At 67.9% G+C, this 17,915-nt stretch carries 18 protein-coding genes; 6 read left to right on the plus strand and 12 right to left on the minus strand.

Translation table 11 applies throughout. The features are described 5' to 3' along the window. Positions 1 to 72: 72 nt before the first annotated feature. A complete protein-coding gene (gene rpsB / locus BLW27_RS07950; RefSeq protein ID WP_089881979.1) occupies positions 73 to 837 on the plus strand; it encodes a 30S ribosomal protein S2 in 765 nt (254 codons plus the stop codon). A gap of 91 nt (positions 838 to 928) precedes the next feature. Then, positions 929 to 1,804: a translation elongation factor Ts gene (gene tsf / locus BLW27_RS07955; RefSeq protein ID WP_089881982.1), complete on the plus strand. Its 876-nt coding sequence runs from the start codon at positions 929 to 931 to the stop codon at positions 1,802 to 1,804. Between the two features lie 298 nt (positions 1,805 to 2,102). Here tsf and BLW27_RS07960 read toward each other — a convergent pair whose 3' ends face one another. Continuing rightward, on the minus strand, positions 2,103 to 3,326 hold the full coding sequence (locus BLW27_RS07960) for an acyl-CoA dehydrogenase (protein ID WP_089882474.1): 1,224 nt from the start codon (positions 3,324 to 3,326) through the stop codon (positions 2,103 to 2,105). 109 nt (positions 3,327 to 3,435) lie between these two features. On the opposite strand from BLW27_RS07960, the gene BLW27_RS07965 reads away from it, so the two are divergent. The 4 genes from BLW27_RS07965 to BLW27_RS07980 all read left to right on the plus strand — a co-directional run bounded on the left by BLW27_RS07965 (position 3,436) and on the right by BLW27_RS07980 (position 7,044). Further along, positions 3,436 to 4,338, plus strand: a complete 903-nt coding sequence (locus BLW27_RS07965) for a LysR substrate-binding domain-containing protein (RefSeq protein ID WP_089881984.1) — start codon at positions 3,436 to 3,438, stop codon at positions 4,336 to 4,338. Positions 4,339 to 4,379: 41 nt separating this feature from the next. Then, complete coding sequence (locus tag BLW27_RS07970) at positions 4,380 to 5,273, plus strand: PfkB family carbohydrate kinase (protein WP_089881987.1); 894 nt, start codon at positions 4,380 to 4,382, stop codon at positions 5,271 to 5,273. Further along, positions 5,270 to 6,205: a pseudouridine-5'-phosphate glycosidase gene (locus tag BLW27_RS07975; RefSeq protein WP_089881990.1), complete on the plus strand. Its 936-nt coding sequence runs from the start codon at positions 5,270 to 5,272 to the stop codon at positions 6,203 to 6,205. The genes BLW27_RS07970 and BLW27_RS07975 overlap by 4 nt, the downstream gene beginning before the upstream one ends. A gap of 98 nt (positions 6,206 to 6,303) precedes the next feature. Then, entirely contained in the window at positions 6,304 to 7,044 is a 741-nt protein-coding gene (locus tag BLW27_RS07980) for a DUF502 domain-containing protein (RefSeq protein ID WP_089881992.1), read from the plus strand. 19 nt (positions 7,045 to 7,063) lie between these two features. Here BLW27_RS07980 and phoB read toward each other — a convergent pair whose 3' ends face one another. From phoB to BLW27_RS08035, 11 genes are all read right to left on the minus strand, one after another. Further along, positions 7,064 to 7,753 (minus strand): phosphate regulon transcriptional regulator PhoB, encoded by a 690-nt coding sequence (phoB, locus tag BLW27_RS07985; RefSeq protein ID WP_089881994.1) that lies wholly within the window; start codon positions 7,751 to 7,753, stop codon positions 7,064 to 7,066. A gap of 4 nt (positions 7,754 to 7,757) precedes the next feature. Next, a complete protein-coding gene (gene phoU / locus BLW27_RS07990; RefSeq protein ID WP_089881996.1) occupies positions 7,758 to 8,498 on the minus strand; it encodes a phosphate signaling complex protein PhoU in 741 nt (246 codons plus the stop codon). Next, positions 8,498 to 9,295 (minus strand): phosphate ABC transporter ATP-binding protein PstB, encoded by a 798-nt coding sequence (gene pstB, locus BLW27_RS07995; RefSeq protein ID WP_089881999.1) that lies wholly within the window; start codon positions 9,293 to 9,295, stop codon positions 8,498 to 8,500. Before pstB ends, phoU begins: the two co-directional genes overlap by 1 nt. A gap of 35 nt (positions 9,296 to 9,330) precedes the next feature. Beyond that, positions 9,331 to 10,662, minus strand: a complete 1,332-nt coding sequence (pstA, locus tag BLW27_RS08000; RefSeq protein WP_089882002.1) for a phosphate ABC transporter permease PstA — start codon at positions 10,660 to 10,662, stop codon at positions 9,331 to 9,333. Further along, a complete protein-coding gene (gene pstC, locus BLW27_RS08005; RefSeq protein WP_089882477.1) occupies positions 10,659 to 12,122 on the minus strand; it encodes a phosphate ABC transporter permease subunit PstC in 1,464 nt (487 codons plus the stop codon). Before pstC ends, pstA begins: the two co-directional genes overlap by 4 nt. A gap of 124 nt (positions 12,123 to 12,246) precedes the next feature. Further along, complete coding sequence (locus BLW27_RS08010) at positions 12,247 to 13,305, minus strand: substrate-binding domain-containing protein (RefSeq protein WP_089882004.1); 1,059 nt, start codon at positions 13,303 to 13,305, stop codon at positions 12,247 to 12,249. Between the two features lie 193 nt (positions 13,306 to 13,498). Further along, positions 13,499 to 14,536 carry a sensor histidine kinase gene (locus tag BLW27_RS08015; RefSeq protein ID WP_089882006.1) on the minus strand — a complete coding sequence of 346 codons (1,038 nt, stop codon included), beginning with the start codon at positions 14,534 to 14,536 and terminating at the stop codon, positions 13,499 to 13,501. Further along, a complete protein-coding gene (locus BLW27_RS08020; protein WP_425429280.1) occupies positions 14,536 to 15,726 on the minus strand; it encodes a trans-sulfuration enzyme family protein in 1,191 nt (396 codons plus the stop codon). Before BLW27_RS08020 ends, BLW27_RS08015 begins: the two co-directional genes overlap by 1 nt. 67 nt (positions 15,727 to 15,793) lie before the next feature. Further along, positions 15,794 to 16,315 carry a gamma carbonic anhydrase family protein gene (locus BLW27_RS08025; RefSeq protein ID WP_089882009.1) on the minus strand — a complete coding sequence of 174 codons (522 nt, stop codon included), beginning with the start codon at positions 16,313 to 16,315 and terminating at the stop codon, positions 15,794 to 15,796. Then, entirely contained in the window at positions 16,312 to 16,965 is a 654-nt protein-coding gene (gene gmk / locus BLW27_RS08030) for a guanylate kinase (protein WP_425429286.1), read from the minus strand. Before gmk ends, BLW27_RS08025 begins: the two co-directional genes overlap by 4 nt. Further along, positions 16,962 to 17,864: a YicC/YloC family endoribonuclease gene (locus BLW27_RS08035; RefSeq protein WP_089882011.1), complete on the minus strand. Its 903-nt coding sequence runs from the start codon at positions 17,862 to 17,864 to the stop codon at positions 16,962 to 16,964. The genes gmk and BLW27_RS08035 overlap by 4 nt, the downstream gene beginning before the upstream one ends. Positions 17,865 to 17,915 lie beyond the last annotated feature (51 nt).

Consider the following 17,915-nt stretch of genomic DNA (forward strand, 5'->3'; position numbering starts at 1 on the left):
ATCCCCGGACGTCCACCGGTTGGCCGTAAGGCTGATCCCCCGCCGAGGCATCAAACCGGAAAGGAAAACGGCATGGCTCTTCCCGAGTTCAACATGCGTCAGCTGCTTGAAGCTGGCGTGCATTTCGGCCACCAGACGCAGCGCTGGAACCCCCGCATGGGCGAGTTCATCTACGGCGCGCGCAACGGCATCCACATCGTCGACCTGACGCAGACCGTCCCGATGCTGGACGCGGCGCTGAACGCGATCCGCGAATGCGTCGCCAAGAACGGTCGCGTGCTGTTCGTCGGCACCAAGCGCCAGGCGTCGCAGCCGATCGCCGAGGCGGCCGAGAAATGCGCGCAGTACTACATGAACCACCGCTGGCTGGGCGGCACGCTGACCAACTGGCAGACCGTGTCCAAGTCGATCAACCGCCTGCGCGAGATCGACGAACTGATGGACGGCGGCGCCGAGGGCATGACCAAGAAAGAGCGCCTCAACATGGAGCGCGACCAGCAGAAGCTTCAGGCTTCGCTGGGCGGCATCCGCGAAATGGGCGGCGTTCCGGACATGCTGTTTGTCATCGACGTCAAGAAAGAAGCGCTGGCCGTCGCCGAGGCGAACAAGTTGGGCATCCCGGTCGTGGCCGTGGTCGATACCAACTGCAGCCCGTCGGGCATCGACTACATCATCCCCGGCAACGACGACGCCGCGCGCGCGATCTCGCTGTATTGCGACCTCGTCAGCCGTGCCGCACTCGACGGCATGACCGCTCAGATGGGCGCCGCGGGCGTCGACTTGGGCGCGCTCGAGGACGCTCCGGCCGAAGAGGCGACCGAGACGCAGGGCGCCTGATCGCGCACCCCATTTGATCCGGGTGGGCCGGCCGGTCACATCGATGAACGGCCGGCCTCCGGACCCACGCATCAGTAAAGGAGAGCCTCAGATGGCGATCGCAGCTGCACAGGTGAAACAACTGCGCGAACTGACCGGCGCAGGCATGATGGACGCCAAGAAGGCGCTGACCGAAACCGACGGCGACATGGACGCCGCAGTCGACTGGCTGCGCACCAAGGGCCTGGCCAAGGCGGCCAAGAAGTCGGGCCGCACCGCGGCCGAGGGCCTCGTCGCCGTCAAGGTCGAAGGCGGCAAGGGTGTCGCGGTCGAAGTGAACTCGGAAACCGACTTCGTCGCGAAGAACAAGGACTTCCAGGACATGGTCGGCAAGATCGCCGGCGCCGCGCTGCATGCCGGCGACGTCGAGACGCTGAAGGCCGCGGAAGTCGACGGCAAGGCGGTCAACGACCTGATCACCGACAAGATCGCCACCATCGGCGAAAACATGTCGCTGCGCCGGATGGAGAAGATCGAGGGCGAGACCGTCGTGACCTACGTCCACAACGCCGCAGCCGAGAACATGGGCCAGATCGGTGTTGTGGTCGCGATGACCGGTGGCGACGAGGCCTTCGGCCGCCAGGTCGCCATGCACATCGCCGCGGCGAACCCGCAGGCGCTGAACGCGGACTCGCTGGATCAGGACATGATCGAGAAAGAGCGCCAGGTTCAGATCGACATCGCGCGCGAATCCGGAAAGCCCGAGCAGGTCATCGAGAAGATGATCGAAGGTCGCATGAAGAAGTACCTGGCCGAGATTACGCTGCTGGGTCAGGCTTTCGTGGTCAATCCCGACATGACCGTCGAACAGGCCGCCACCGAGGCCGGCGCCACGATCACCGGCTTCGTCCGGCTGCAGGTGGGCGAAGGCATCGAGAAGGAACAGGAAGACTTCGCCGCCGAGGTCGCCAAGGCGGCACAGGGCTGAACCTTCGACGCGCGGGCGCTTGCCTGACGGAAGTATCATGGCCGCCGGAGCATCTCCGGCGGCCATTTTCTTTGCGCGGGCGCTCGTTGGACCGTGCGAAGTCGTGGCTTGAAGTGTGGAAGATGCAAAACGCCCGAGCATCAATACGGGCAGTCTTTAGAATCAAGCGCTTGCCGATGAATGCTCAACTGCTGCACGAGATGGATCATGACGGCGTTACCATAATACTGATTATTGGATATAAACGTGCCGGAAAAACCGGGCCCCGAGGCCCGGCTTCGTCGGTTGTCGATCGCGCTCAGAAGAACGCTTGCAGCCCCGTCTGCGCGCGGCCCAGGATCAACGCGTGCACGTCGTGCGTGCCCTCGTAGGTGTTCACCGTCTCGAGGTTCAGCATGTGGCGGATCACCTGGTACTCGCCCGAGATCCCGTTGCCGCCGTGCATGTCGCGGGAATGCCGTGCGATATCAAGCGCCTTGCCGCAATTGTTGCGCTTGAGGATCGAGATCATCTCGGGCGCGCCCTTGGCTTCGTCCATCAGACGGCCGACCTGAAGGCAACCCTGCAGCCCCAGCGCGATCTCGGTCTGCATGTCGGCCAGTTTCTTCTGGAACAGTTGCGTCTGCGCGATAGGCCGGCCGAACTGCTTGCGATCCAGACCATAGCTCCGCGCCGCGTGCCAGCACGCCTCGGCCGCGCCCATGACGCCCCAGGAGATGCCGTAGCGGGCGCGGTTGAGGCAGCCGAACGGACCCTTGAGGCCTTGGACATGCGGCAGCAGCGCCTCTTCGCCGACCTCGACGCCGTCCATGACGATCTCGCCGGTGACGGAGGCGCGCAGCGACAGCTTGTTGCCGATCTTCGGCGCGCTGAGGCCCTTCATGCCTTTCTCGAGCACAAAGCCGCGGATCTTGCCACCATGCGCCTCGGACTTGGCCCAGACGACGAAGACATCGGCGATCGGCGAGTTCGAGATCCACATCTTCGATCCCGTCAGGCGGTAGCCGCCGTCGATCTTGTCCGCACGGGTTTTCATGCCTCCCGGATCCGACCCGGCGTCGGGTTCGGTCAGGCCGAAGCAGCCGATCCATTCGCCGCTGGCGAGCTTGGGCAGGTACTTGTTGCGCTGCTCCTCCGACCCGTAGGCGTAGATCGGGTACATCACAAGGCTGGACTGCACCGACATCATCGAGCGGTAGCCGCTGTCGACGCGCTCGATCTCGCGCGCGACGAGGCCGTAGCTGACATAGCCGGCGCCAATGCCGCCGTATTCCTCGGGCACGGTCACGCCCAACAGACCCATCTCGCCCATTTCGGCGAAGATCGACGGATCGACGGTTTCCTTTTCGAAGGCCTCGGCGACGCGCGGCTGCAGCTTCTCCTGCGCGAAGGCGCGCGCGCCGTCGGCCAGCATGCGCTCCTCCTCGGTCAGCTGGTCGACCAGGCGGAACGGGTCCTGCCAGTCGAAGGAACCCAGATCGGGCGCGTCCTTGGCTTTCAGCGCGGGTTTCGGCGTGTTCATCTCGTTCATGATATCCTCCAGTCGTCGCGCGCACTTTACCTTGCAATCCGCGAATGGAAAAACGAATTTTCCGCATGCAAGCATGAGGTCAGCGCATGAGTGAGGCGAGATGAACCGCTCCCTGCCCCCGATCGCAAGCCTGCGCGCGCTCGAGGCGCTGGACCGACTGGGCAGTGCCACGGCCGCCGCGCAGGAGCTGGGCGTGACGCAAAGCGCCGTCAGTCGGCAGTTGCAGACGCTCGAGGATCACTTGGGCGCCTCGCTGTTCTTGCGCGACCGCCGCGCACTGCGCCTGACGCCGCAGGCGCGGGATTTTGCCGACCACGTGCGCGCGGGGCTGGACCGCATCGCTCAAGGCGCGCTGGCGCTGCGGCTGGCGCCGATGGGCGGCGCACTGAGCCTGGCGATATTGCCCAGTTTCGGGATGAGATGGCTGATCCCTCGGCTGCCTGATTTCGCCCGCCGGCACCCCGAGGTGACGATCGACCTCGGCACGCGGCTGCGGCCCTTCGCCTTCTCGTCCGAGGCCTTCGACGCGGCGATCCACCACGGGGCGCCAAGCGACTGGCCCGGCACGCAGCACCTTACGCTGATGTCCGACAGGTCGCGCCCCGTCGCGGCGCCGTCACTGCTGCCCGAGGGGCCGGTGAGCCTTGCACGGCTGGCACGGTTGCCGCTGCTGCACATGCAGACGAGGCCGCGCGCCTGGCAGCACTGGTTCGAGGCGCAGGGCGCGCGCCCCGGCGCCCTGCCCGGCCCGGCCTTCGACCAGTTCACGACGATGATCCAGGCCGCGCTGCACGGGCTGGGCGTGGCGCTGTTGCCGGATTACCTGACCGTGACCGAGCGCGCGAGCGGCGCGCTGGTGCCGGCGTTCGACTCAGCCCCGGTGTCGCTGGGCGCCTATCACCTAGTCTGGCCGTCCGACCGGTCGGTTTCGCCCGCGCTGGCGGCGTTCCGCGACTGGCTGGCCACCCAGGCCGAGGATGAGGACGAGACGCTGCCGCGCTGATCCGCCTTGCGCCCGGGCCGTCGCGTTGCCACAAGCAGGGCATGACTCGTGCGCCCGACATCCTGTGCATCGGCTCGGCCCTGTGGGACGTGATCGGGCGATCTCCGGCGGCGATGCGCGCGGGCTCGGACGTGCCGGGCCGGATCGCCACGGTTCCCGGCGGCGTGGCGTTGAACATCGCGATGGCGCTCGCGCGGCAGGGCCTCCGCCCCGCGCTGCTGAGCGTGGTGGGCCGCGACATCGAGGGCGACGCGCTGATCGGGCTCTGCGACCGGCTGGGGATCGAGACGGCGCACCTCTACCGCTCGGACGACCTGCCGACCGACCGCTACATGGCGATCGAGGGCGCGGGCGGGCTGATTGCGGCGATCGCCGACGCGCATTCGCTCGAGGCCGCGGGTGCGCACATCCTGACGCCGCTGATCGGCGGCCCGCTGGGGGACGCGGAGACGCCGTATGAAGGCTTGGTCGCGCTGGACGGAAACCTGACCGAGGCGCTGCTGGCCGAAATCGCCGTGCATCCCGCGATGGCCCGCGCCGACCTGCGCGTGGCGCCGGCCAGCCCCGGCAAGGCCGAGCGGCTGCTGCCCTTCCTGCGTGCCGGCCGCGGCACGCTCTACGTCAACCTCGAAGAGGCCGGGCTGCTGTGCCGCGACAGCTTCGAGGCCGCCGAACCCGCTGCCCTTGCGCTGCTGGCGCGCGGCGCCGCACGGGCCATCGTCACCGAGGGCGGACGCCCCTGCTGCGACGCGACGGTCGAAGGCGCCGTGACTCGCAAGCCGCCGCAGGTTCTGGTGACCCGCGTCACCGGCGCGGGCGACACCTTCATGGCCGCGCACTTGGCGGCCGAACGCGCGGGCGCGTCCCGCGAGGACGCGCTCGACCGCGCGCTAGAGACCGCAGCCCGCTACGTATCCGGAGACCTCGTGCCATGACCCAGACCGACCCCGCCGCCCTACCCCTTCTGTCCGCGCCGGTCCGCGACGCGCTGGAGAGCTGCCGCCCGGTCGTGGCGCTGGAATCGACGATCATCACCCACGGCATGCCGCGGCCGCGAAACCTGGACGTCGCGCGCGAGATCGAGGCAACCGTGCGCGACGCCGGAGCCGAACCCGCGACGATCGCGGTGATCGACGGCACGCTGTGCGTGGGGCTCGACGACGGGCAACTGGCGCACCTGGCCGAGGCGCGCCACGTGGCCAAGCTGTCGCGCGCCGACATGGCGGTCTGCATGGCCGCGGGCGGCACCGGCGCCACGACGGTCGCGGCGACGATGATCGCGGCGCGAATGGCCGGCATCGGCGTCTTCGCCACCGGCGGCATCGGCGGCGTGCATCGGGGCGCGGAATCGAGCTTCGACATCTCGGCCGACCTGCACGAGCTGGCGCAGACGCCGGTCACGGTGGTCGCGGCGGGCGCAAAGGCGATCCTCGACCTGCCGAAAACGCTGGAAGTGCTGGAAACGCTGGGCGTGCCGGTCATCGCTTTTGGGCAGGACCAGCTGCCGGCCTTCTGGTCGCGCGAGGCCGGGCTGCGCGCGCCGCTGCGCATGGACGACCCCGCCGCCATCGCGCGCGCGCACGCGATGCGCATGCGGCTGGGTCTGCCGGGCGGGCAGCTTGTCGCCAACCCGATCCCGGCCGAGGCCGAGATCGCGCGCGACACGCTGGCGCCGATCATCGCCGCGGCCAACGACGACGCGGCCGAGCACGGCATCACCGGCAAGGACCTGACGCCCTACCTGCTGCAGCGCATCTACGAGAAGACCGAGGGTCGCTCGCTCGAGGCGAACGTGGCGCTGGTGCTGAACAACGCCCGCCTCGCGGCGCAGATCGCCCGCGCCTTGAGCAGCCTGTGCCAAGATTGAAGGCTGCCAAACCGCTGTCCGGCCTGGCTGTCCGACAGGCCATTGCCCGGCGCTGCGCGATTGCGTAACGCTGTGACGAACTACGCGGACCGCAGCCCATGACCACTCCAATCACGCATCCCCAAAAGCGGCGGCGCCTGCTGTCCGGCCTGCGGGCCTCGTTCCTGACCGGGATCGTGGTGATCGCGCCCGTGGGCCTGACACTGTGGCTGATCTGGGCGGTGATCGGCTGGGTCGACGGCGTCGTGCTGCCCTTCGTGCCCGACGCCTACCAGCCCGAGGGGCTGGTCAACCGCTGGCTGGGCAACACCGATCCCGCTTCGCAGGAATGGGTCACGTTCAACGTGCGCGGCGTCGGCGTGATCGTCTTCCTGGTCTTCACGCTGATCGTCGGCTGGATCGCCAAGGGGCTGATCGGCCGGTCGTTGATCCGTGCGGCCGAGGGCCTCGTCGACCGCACGCCGGTGGTACGCAGCATCTATTCGGGCATCAAGCAGATCGCCGAGACGGTCTTCGCCCAGTCCGAGCGCAGCTTCGAGAAGGCCTGCCTAATCGAGTATCCGCGCAAGGGTGTCTGGGCGCTCGGTTTCGTGTCGACCGACACGCGCGGCGAGATCGCCGCCAAGGCGGGCAAGGAAGGCGCGATGCTGTCGATCTTCATTCCCACCACGCCGAACCCCACATCCGGCTTCCTGCTGTTCCTCCCCGCCGAGGAAGTCGTGGAACTGGACATGACGATCGAGGACGCGGCCAAGCTGGTGATCTCGGCCGGGCTGGTCTATCCCAGCGCCCCCGAGGCCAAGGCCGCGGTCGAGGCGCGGCTGACGCGCGCGTCCTGAACCGCTCGGCCGCTGATCGTTAGCCCAGCGCGTAGCCGGCGCCGCGCACCGTGCGCAGCGGGTCATCGCCGCCATTCGCGCACAGCGCCTTGCGCAGCCGGCCAACATGCACGTCGACCGTCCGGCTGTCGACGTAGATGTCGCGCCCCCAGACCCGGTCCAGAAGCTGTTCGCGCGACCACACGCGCCCCGGCTTTTCCATGAAGGTCGCCAGCAGGCGGAATTCGGTCGGCCCCAGCTTGAGCTGCGTGCCGTCGCGGAGGACGTGGTGCGTTTCAGAATCCAGAACGATGTCCTGGTAGGCCAGCTGCAGCCCGGCGGTCGCCGGGCGTACGCGACGCAGCTGTGCGCGCACGCGCGCCACCAGTTCCTGCACGGAATACGGCTTGACCACGTAATCGTCCGCACCGGTCTCCAGCCCGCGCACGCGGTCGCCCTCTTCCGAGCGCGCCGACAGCATGATGATGGGCGTTTCGCGGGATTCCGGACGCGCCTTGATCTGGCGGCAGACCTCGATCCCCGAGACGTTGGGCAACATCCAGTCCAGCACGATGACGTCCGGCGCTTCCTCCTCGATCAGCAGCAGGCCCTCCTCGCCGTTCTCGGCGCAGAGCACGCGGTACCCTTCGGCCCCGAGGTTGTAGGCGAGGATCTCGCGCTGCGCGGCTTCGTCCTCGACGACCAGGACGGTCGGTCGCGTCGCGGTCACCGCATCATGCCCCTTTGTCGTCCAGCGCAGCGCTCAGCGCCGGGTCGGTCGAGGTGCGGTCGGATTTGGTCCGGATCTCGTCGGGCTTGCGCCCCGAGGTCAGGAAAACGACCTGTTCGGCGATCGCTGTCACGTGATCCCCCATGCGCTCGATGTTCTTGGCGATGAAATGCAGGTGCATGCAGGCGGTGATGTTGCGCGGGTCTTCCAGCATGAAGGTCAGGAACTCGCGAAACAGGGTGTTGTACATCTGGTCGATGTCGTTGTCGCGCTCGATCACGTCGATGGCCAGCTGCTCGTCGCGCTGGATGTAGGAGTCGAGCGCGTCCTTCAGCATGCGCTCGACTTCGCGGGCCATGCGCTTGATCGACGACGACGTGCCTCCGATCGCCTGCATCTGGACCAGGACGCCCGTGCGCTTGGCCATGTTCTTCGACAGGTCGCCGATGCGTTCGAGGTTCGCCGACATGCGCATCACCGACAGTACCACGCGCAGGTCGGTGGCCGTGGGGGCGCGGATCGCTATGACGCGCGCGGCCTCTTCGTTCAGCGCTTCCTCCAGCGCGTCGATCGCGCTGTCGCCCTTGCGCACCCGCTCGGCCAGTTCCTCGTCGCGGGTGTCGAGGCTGCGCGCCGCGTCGCGAATCGACGCTTCGACCAGCCCTCCCATCTTGATGATCTGCGCCTGGATCCCTTCGAGATCCCGGTCGAAGGCCGAAGAAATATGTCCTCTCAATCCGTTCATCAGCCGATCCGTCCCGTAATGTAAGCTTCCGTCCGGCTGTCTTCGGGATTGGTGAAGATCTTGCCGGTTTCGCCGTATTCCACAAGGTTTCCAAGGTGGAAGAACGCCGTCTTCTGGCTCACCCGCGCGGCTTGCTGCATCGAGTGCGTGACGATCACCACCGAATAATCCTGCCGCAGCTCGTCGATCAGCTCCTCGACCTGCGCGGTGGCGATCGGGTCGAGGGCCGAGCATGGCTCGTCCATCAGCAGCACCTCGGGCTCGGTCGCGACGGCGCGGGCGATGCACAGGCGCTGCTGCTGGCCGCCCGACAGGCCCGTGCCGGGCGCGTGCAGGCGGTCCTTGACCTCGTCCCAGATGGCGCCGCGGCGCAGGGCCTTTTCCACGATCTCGTCCAGCTCGGCCTTGTTGCGGGCCATGCCGTGGATTTTGGGCCCGTAGGCCACGTTGTCGTAGATCGATTTCGGGAACGGGTTGGGCTTCTGGAAGACCATGCCGACCTTGGCGCGCAGTTGCACCGGGTCGACGCGGCGGTCGTAGATGTCCTCGTCGTCGATGCAGATCGTGCCCTCGATCCGGCTGCTCTCGATCGTGTCGTTCATCCGGTTGAGGCAGCGCAGGAAGGTCGACTTGCCGCAGCCCGAAGGCCCGATGAAGGCCGTCACCATCTTGTCCTCGATATCGACCGACACGTCCTTGATGGCGTGGTTGTCGCCATAGAAGACGTTGACGTTCCGGGCGGAGATCTTGATGTCGTTGGAAGTCACGGTTCTGCCTGTGTGCGGTGCGTCATACATGTCTATAACTTTCATGGGCGTTACCGCCAAACCGTTTACCAGCGCCGTTCGAACCGGCGGCGCAGGATGATGGCGACGATGTTCATGGCCAGCAGGAACACCAGTAGAACGATGATCCCGCCCCAGGCCTTTTCGTAGAAGGCGGGATCTGCGCGCGATGCCCAGGTGTAGATCTGCGCCGGCATGGCCGAGTTCGGGTCGAGGAATCCGTCGACGACTCCGTCGGGATACTGACGCGCGACAAAGCCCACCATCCCGATCAGCAGCAGCGGCGCGGTCTCCCCCAGCGCCTGCGCAAGACCGATGATCGTGCCGGTCAGAATACCGGGCATCGCCAGCGGCAGCACGTGGTGGAACACCGACTGCATCTTCGACGCCCCGACCCCCAGCGCCGCGTCGCGGATCGACGGCGGCACCGCCTTGAGCGAGGCGCGGGTCGAGATGATGATCGTCGGGAGCGTCATCAGCGTCAGCACGAGGCCGCCCACCAGCGGCGCGGATTGCGGCAGGTGCATGAACTGGATGAAAACGGCGAGACCGAGGATGCCGAACACGATGGACGGCACCGCGGCGAGGTTCGAAATGTTGACCTCGATCATGTCGGTGAACCAGTTTCGGGGCGCGAATTCCTCGAGGTAGATCGACGCGGCGACCCCGATCGGCAGGGACAGCACCAGCACCACCAGCATCATGAAGAACGACCCCACCACGCTGGCGCCGATCCCGGCGCCGCCGGGATTGTCGACGCCGGAATCCTTGCCGGTCAGGAAGCCCCAGTTGAACTTGGTCTCGATCAGCCCGCGGTCGCGCATCGCGTCGACCAGGTCCAGGTCGGCCTGCGTGAGGAAGCGGGAATCCAGCAGGTTCTCGCGCGTGACGCGGCCCTTGATGTAGCCGTTGACGCGGCTCGACACGGGCAGATCCAGGGTGACGGACTCCCCGACCCGGTCGGGATCGGCGCGGTAGTACGAGCGGATCGTGCCGCCGGTCTTGCCGATGATGCGCCGGATCGTGTTCTCGTCGAAGGCGACGTCGAAACCCGCGTCGCGCAGCTGCGCGGTGAGCGCGGCGTTGAAGTAGCGTTCGTAGACGGCGGTCTTGAGAAGCTGGCTTTCCGCCTCCTCGAACTGCGCCTCGCTCAGCGTGAACTCGACCTCGACCACGGCGTGGGTGAAGGCCGGCGCGCCCGAGCGGATGATCGAGACCGCGAGTACACACAGGAACAGAAGGCCCATGCTGATCGCCGCGGCGCCGTAGAGGCGGAACCGCCGCTCGGCGCCGTTGCGCCGGCGGGTCCGCGGATCGGTCCGGTGCAACGAGGCCCCCTTGCGCGCCGCGGGGGCGCTGTTCGTGCTGGCATCGGTCATTCGTACTGTTCCCGGTATTTGCGCACGACCACCAGCGCCACGATGTTCAGCGCAAGCGTGATGACGAACAGGGTCATCCCCAGCGCGAAGGCGACTAGCGCCTCGGGGCTGGAGAAGTCGGCGTCGCCGGTCAACTGGCTGACGATCTTGGCGGTGATCGTTGTCATGGCGTCGAAGGGGTTCAGCGACAGCCGTGCCGCCGCCCCCGCGCCCAGCACGACGATCATCGTCTCGCCGATGGCGCGGCTGGTGGCCAGAAGAATGGCGCCGACGATGCCCGGCAGCGCCGCGGGCAGGATCACCTTGCGGATGGTCTCGGACTGCGTGGCGCCCAGCCCGTAGCTGCCGTCGCGCAGGCTTTGCGGAACCGCGTTGATGATGTCGTCGGACAGCGAGGACACGAACGGGATCAGCATGATCCCCATGACCAGCCCCGCCGTCATCACTGCGGTCCCCGAGCGCATCCAGCCCAGCCCCTCGTTGCCGAAGACCTCCATCAGCAGCGGGCCGACGGTCAGCAGCGCGAAAAGACCGTAGACGATGGTGGGAATGCCGGCGAGCACCTCGAGCAGCGGCTTGACGACCGAGCGCACCCGTCGGCTGGCATATTCCGACAGGTAGATCGCGGCGAACAGCCCGATCGGCACCGCCACGATCAGCGCGATGAGCGAGATGTAGAGCGTGCCCCACAACAGCGGCCAGATCCCCAGTTCCGATCTGCCACCGAAGCTGGGCGACCAGGTCAGCGAACCGAAGAACTCGGACGCCGGATAGATCCGGAAGAATTCGACCGTGTTGAAGATCAGCGACAGCACGATGCCCAGCGTCGTCAGCACCGCAAGCGACGCGGCCGCGACCAGCACCGCGCGCAGCCCATTCTCGACGGCGTTGCGCGCCCGGAACGCGGCGCCGGTCTCGCGCAGCGCCCAGAGCAGGCCGGCGAGTGCCGCCGCCAGGGCCGCCCCGCTCATCAGCCAGTCGCCGGCGTTGTCCAACTGGCGCATCTGCTGCGCCGCCGAGATGACGGGTTGCGGCAGTTGCCCCGACACGATCTGGCCCGCCTCGCGCAGCGCCTCGCTGATGCGTTGCGCGTCCAGCAGGGGGCTTCGCGCCTCCTCGGGCGACATCACCCCCGCCGCGACCGCGCCTTCGAGACCCGAGACGGTGCGCCGCACTTCGGACATCACCAGGTCCATCGACGACCCTTCGGTGACGACGTCCTGCGGCAGGTCGCCCACGACGACCAGCCCGACGACGAGGGGCTGCGCCAGCAGCCAGACGGTCAGGACGCCCGCGGCAGGAACGGCGACCTTCAGCGCCGCGTTCCAGCCGTAATAGGCCGGCAGCGAATGCAAACGGCGGTGATCGCCCCCGGCGTCGGACAACGCCCTGCGGCGGCCCGCGAAGAAGCCCCCCAGCGCAAGCGTCGCGACGATCAGAACCAGCCAGAGCACGGGCATCGGCATCCCCTTGGTCGTGAGTGCGGACAGGCATGTCCGCATTTAACGGATGCGGACCGGCCGGTCCGCGGAAAGAAGCTCCGGCCGACGGCGTCGCGCCGTTAGCCGGGGCGACGGAAAGCGATCACAGGCCCTCTTGCGACAGCGTGATCTCGTTCTCGACCTTGGCCTGTGTCTCGGCCAGTTCGGGGTCAGAGACCAGTCCGTAGTTTGCCAACGGTCCCTTTGGCCCTGCCAGGGGATCGGCAACGAAGAACGACGTAAATTCCTTCAGACCTGGGATGACGCCCAGATGCGCCTTCTTGACGTAGAAGAACAGCGGGCGCGACACCGGGTATTCGCCCGACGCGATGGTCTGCGCGGTCGGTTCTACACCGCCCATGGTGGCCGCCTTCAGCGTGCTGGTGTTGTTCTCGTAGAACGACAGCCCGAACACGCCCACGCCTTGGGGGTTGGACTCGATCCGCGCCAGCGTCTCCGTGTAGTCGCCGTCGATGTCGACCGCGCTTCCGTCGGTGCGGACGGACACACAGGCATCTTCGGCCTCGTCCTCGGACAGGCCCATGTCGAGCATTGCCTGCAACGCGCCGACGTCCTCGCAGCCGGCCAGCAGGACCTGCTCTTCGAAGACCTCGCGCGTGCCGTGCTTCGTGCCGGGAATGTAGGCGGCGATCTCGACGTCCGGCAGGTCGGGGTTCGCGTCGGCCCAAGTCCGGTTCGGGTTGGCCAACATGGTGCCGTTCAGCGGAAGGCGTTCGGCCAGAGCGAGATACCAGTCGGCGGGTTCGAACGCGTCGATGTCGGGACCGTCGACGCGGCTGGCGAAGACGATGCCGTCATACCCGATGCGCACCTCTATGATCTCGGTCACGCCGTTCGCGGCGCAGGCCGCGATCTCGCCTTCCCGGATCGCGCGCGACGCGTTGGCGATGTCTATGGTGTTCTCGCCCACGCCTTCGCAGAACCGCGCCAGGCCCGCGGACGATCCACCCGATTCGACGACCGGCGTCGGAAAATCGGTGTTCTCGCCAAAGGCTTCTGCCACGATCGAGGCGTAGGGCAGCACCGTCGAGGAGCCCGCCACCTGAACGTTGTCGCGCGTCTGCGCGACCGCGCCCGTCGCGGACAGCATCGTCAGCGCCAGCGCCAGCGCAGGAAGAGTCGGTCTGGAGGCCAAAAGCATCGCTCCTCTTCGGTTCGACATTCATCGCGCGACGAACCCGGGGATTCGACGCGCGGCCCTTCTGTAACAGACGTGTAACAGTTTGATGACATCCGGGGATGCCCTTGCGTCAGCGCGCGGCTGCGCACCGTCGGGATGCCGGGAACAAGCGCCCGATCCGCCGCATCGGCGCTCCGTCGGCCGCGGCCGGCCGTCATCCCTGCTGCGCCGGCAGGACCACGGTGAACGTCGTTCCCTGCCCCGGCCGGCTGTCCACCCGCAACCGTCCGCGGTGGCGGTTCACGATGTGCTTGACGATGGCCAGGCCCAGCCCCGTGCCGCCCTTCTCGCGCGAGCGGTGGCTGTCGACGCGGTAGAAACGCTCGGTCAGGCGGGGGATGTGGAAGGCCTCGATTCCCGGCCCGGTATCGGTCACCTGAATCGACACTCCGGCCCCGCGCAACGCGGGCTGGTAGTCCGGCCCGTTCAGCGTCACGGTCACCTGCGTGCCGCGGCCGGAATACTTGATCGCGTTCTCGGTCAGGTTGGTCACCACCTGACGCAGCTGGTCGTCGTCGCCGATGATCGTCACGACCGTGTCCGGCAGAACGTGGCGCAGCTCGATCCCGGCCTTCTCGGCCAAGGGCTGCAGCCCGTGCAGGGTCGAGCGGACAAGCTCGGCCAGCTTGATCCGCGCGGTCGGTCGCACGCGTTCCTCGGCCTCGACACGGCTGAGTGACAGCAGGTCGCCGACGAGGCGGTTCATGCGCTGCGCCTCGTGCGCCATGATCGACAGGAAGCGGTCGCGCCCGGCGTCGTCGTCGCGAGCGGGCCCCTGCAGCGTCTCGATGAAACCGATCAGCGCGGTCAGCGGCGTGCGCAGTTCGTGGCTGACATTGGCGACGAAGTCGCGCCGCATCTGGCCGGCCTGTTCCAGGTGCGTGACGTCCTCGAAGCAGACCAGCGCGCCGCGTCCCGAATCCAGCGTCAACGCCCGCGCCGTCACCCGGAACGTCGTGTCCTGTTCGCCGTCGTTGGTCAGGTACTCGGCCTTGCGCGGCTCGCCGCGGCGCAGACAAGCCTCGACCGCGTCCAGCAGCGCGGGTTGGCGCAGCGCGGTGATGAAGTGCCGCCCCGCGAGCCCCGGGCCCAGCAGCGCCGCGGCCTCGGCGTTGGCGGCCTCGATGCGCTCGTCGCGGCGAATGGCCAGCGCGGGCAGCGGTACCGCGTCCAGCATCGCCGCGACCTGCATCAGACCGCCCGCGCGGCGGCCAGCCCCGCGTCGAAGGTCGTGATCAGCGCCTCGGGGTCCTCGAGCCCGACCGATACGCGGAAGAACCCTTCGGAGATCCCAAGCGAGGCGCGGCCCTCGGGCGTCAGCGCCCGGTGCGAGGACGAGGGCGGATGCGACAGCGTGGTGCCGACGTCGCCCAGCGTCGGCGCGAAGGCGATGCCCTCGGCGGCGGCGGCGAAGGCATTGGCGGCGGCCCGGCCGCCCTCGATCTCGAAGCTGACCATGTTGCAGCCGCGGCCGCGCAGCACCGCCTGTGCGCGGGCGGAATCCGGGTGATCGCCGCGCGTCGGGTAAAGCACGCGCTTCACGCCCGCCTGCCCGGCCAGATGCGCCGCCAGCCGCGCGGCGGTGTCCTGCGCGCGGGCAAAGCGCAGCTCGAACGTCGCCAGCCCGCGCTCGGCCAGCCAGCAATCGAACGGGCTTGCGCTCATGCCGGTGGTGGTGGCGAAGACGCGCATCGCGTCGTTGAGCGTGGCTTCGCGTGCCCCGACCCAGCCCAGCGTGACGTCGGAGTGGCCCGCCAGCAGCTTGGTCACCGACTGGATGACGATGTCCGCGCCATGGTCCACGGGCCGGATCGCCGCCGGCGTGGTGAAGGTGTTGTCGACCGCCAGCAGGACGCCGCGCTCGCGACACAGCTGCGCGATTCCATCGAGGTCGGCGATGCGCAGCGTCGGGTTCGACACCACCTCGATCAGCACCAGCCGCGTCTCGGGCCGCAACGCGCGCTCGATCGCCGCCACGTCCGTGGGATCGGCCAGCGAGGTCTCGATCCCGAGGCGCGGCAGGTCTTCCTTCATCATCCGCAGCGAGCGGCCGTAAAGCTGGTCGGCGCCTACGACGTGATCGCCGGCCTTCGTCAGCCCCAGCAGCACAGCCGCGACCGCCGCCATCCCGGAGCCCGTGACGACGCCGCCCGACACGCCCTCCATCGCGTCCAGCCGCCGCGCCAGCGCGTCCGCGTTCGGATGCCCCTCGCGCGCATAGGCGTAGCCCTGCGTGCGGCCTTCGTACTGGTCGTCCAGCGTATCGGGCGTCTCCGACGCATAGACCACCGACGGCATGATCGGGCTGACCACCGGGCGCGAGGCGCCGATGCGTGGCGCGATCGGGCGTTGCAGGCTGGGTTTCATGGGCGCGTCGGTCATTTTGTCTTCTTCTGCTCGAAAAAAGCCTGGGGTGAATTGGCCGGCAGGGACGAGAGGGGCAGCGCCCCTACACCTCCGTCAGGCCCTTTGCGAACCGCGCCGCGTTCTGCCGGTAGTGACGCGCCGAGGCGCGCAGCCCCTCGATCGCCGCCTGGTCCAGCGACTTCACGACCTTGGCCGGCATTCCCATCACCAGGCTGCCATCGGAGATCTCCTTGCCCTCGGTCACCAGTGCCCCGGCGCCGATCAGGCAGTTCCTGCCGATCTTCGCGCCGTTCAGCACGGTTGCACCCATGCCGATCAGCGTGTTGTCCCCGATCGTGCAGCCGTGCAGCATCGCCTTGTGCCCAATCGTGCAGCCCGCGCCGACGGTCAGCGGAAAGCCGGGATCGGAATGGCACACCACGTTTTCCTGCAGGTTCGTGCCCTCGCCCACGCGCATAGGCTCGTTGTCGCCGCGCATCGTCGTCCCGAACCAGACGGAAACCCCCGCCTCCAGCGTCACGTTGCCGATCACGTGCGCCCCCGGCGCCACCCAGACGTCGTCGGCCAGCACCGGTGCCTGGCCATCCAGATAGTAAACGCTCATGCCAACTCCTCGAATTGCGATTGCAGCGCGCGCACGTGATCGGTCAGTGCCGGCTGCTGGCTGCGGCGCAGGCGCGCCGCTGTCACCACGGCCTTCAGGCACTCCTCGGTCTCGTCTATCTTCTCGTTGATCAGCACGTAGTCGTAACCGCCCCAGTGGCTGATCTCGTCCCAGCTTTTCTGCATGCGCCGGGCGATCACCTCGTCGGGATCCTGACCACGGCTGACCAGCCTGCGGCGCAACTCCTCGATCGAGGGCGGCAGCAGGAACACCGACAGCGTGTGCAGGTTCAGCGGCGAATTGGCGATCTGCTGCGCGCCCTGCCAGTCGATGTCGAACAGCACGTCGCTGCCCGCGGCGATGGCCTTCTCGACCGGCGCGCGGGGCGTGCCGTAGAAATTGCCGAAGACATGAGCGTGTTCCAGCATCTCGCCGTCGCGCACCATGCGCTTGAACTCGGCCTCGGTGACGAAATAGTAATCCTGCCCGTCGACCTCGCCGGGACGCGGCGCGCGCGTGGTGGCCGAGACCGAGAACTCGATCGTCGGGTCCCATTCGCGCAGACGCTTCGACAAAGTCGACTTGCCGGCCCCCGAGGGCGAGGACAGGATGATCAGAAGACCGCGCCGGTCGGACATGCGCATTCCTATTCCACGTTCTGAACTTGCTCGCGAAACTGCTCGATCACGGTCTTGAGCGCGAGCCCCGCCCGGGTCAATGCCGCGTCGTTCGATTTCGAGCACAGGGTGTTGGCCTCGCGCATGAATTCCTGGCACAGGAAATCCAGCTTGCGGCTGACGGGCGCGTCCGACGCCAGCAGGTCGCGTGCCGCCGCGATATGCGCGCGCAGGCGGTCGAACTCTTCGGTAACGTCCGACTTGACCGCCAGCAGCGCAAGCTCCTGCTCCAGCCGCCCCGCATCGAGGCCGGACGGGACGATGTAGGCGTTGTCCATCACGCGCGCCATCTGAGCGCGCAGGCGGTCGCGCAGCGCGGCGTCGCGCGCGCCGGCCGATTGCGCGGCTTCTTCGGTCAGCGCGGCGATCTCGTCGATCTGTGCCGATAGGATTGCATGCAGGCGCGCGCCTTCTGCGGCCCGCATCGCACAGAAGGCGTCCAGAACCTCGCCGAAATCCGCCATCAGCGCGTCGCGCAGCGCTGCGTCGTCGGCCTGCGGCGCCTCGGCGGTCAGGACACCGCGGAGGGTCACGATGTCGGCGGCACGCGACGGCGCCAGCGTCATGCCGAGCGCCAGCGCCTCGGCCTCGACGCGGGCCAGCGCATCCAGCGCGGCACCCATCGCCGCCTCGTCCAGATTCAGCGCGCCCGCGCCCCCCTCGGCCGAGACGCGCAGCCCAACCTGGATCGATCCGCGCGCCACCCTGCCCTGCACCGCAGCACGCAAGGGCGGCTCCAGCCCCGCGATCCAGTCCGGCAGCCGCAGGCGCAGGTCGAGCCCCTTGCCGTTCACGCCGCGAATCTCCCACGCCCAGTCGTGGCCCGCCCCCTCGGCGCGCCGCGCGGCGTATCCCGTCATAGATTGCAGCATGGCCCCGGCCTCTTTTTCTCGCGTGCCCTGCGGTATCGCCACGCGCGCGGC

This window comes from Citreimonas salinaria (assembly GCF_900107235.1).
Taxonomy (GTDB): Bacteria; Pseudomonadota; Alphaproteobacteria; order Rhodobacterales; family Rhodobacteraceae; genus Citreimonas; species Citreimonas salinaria.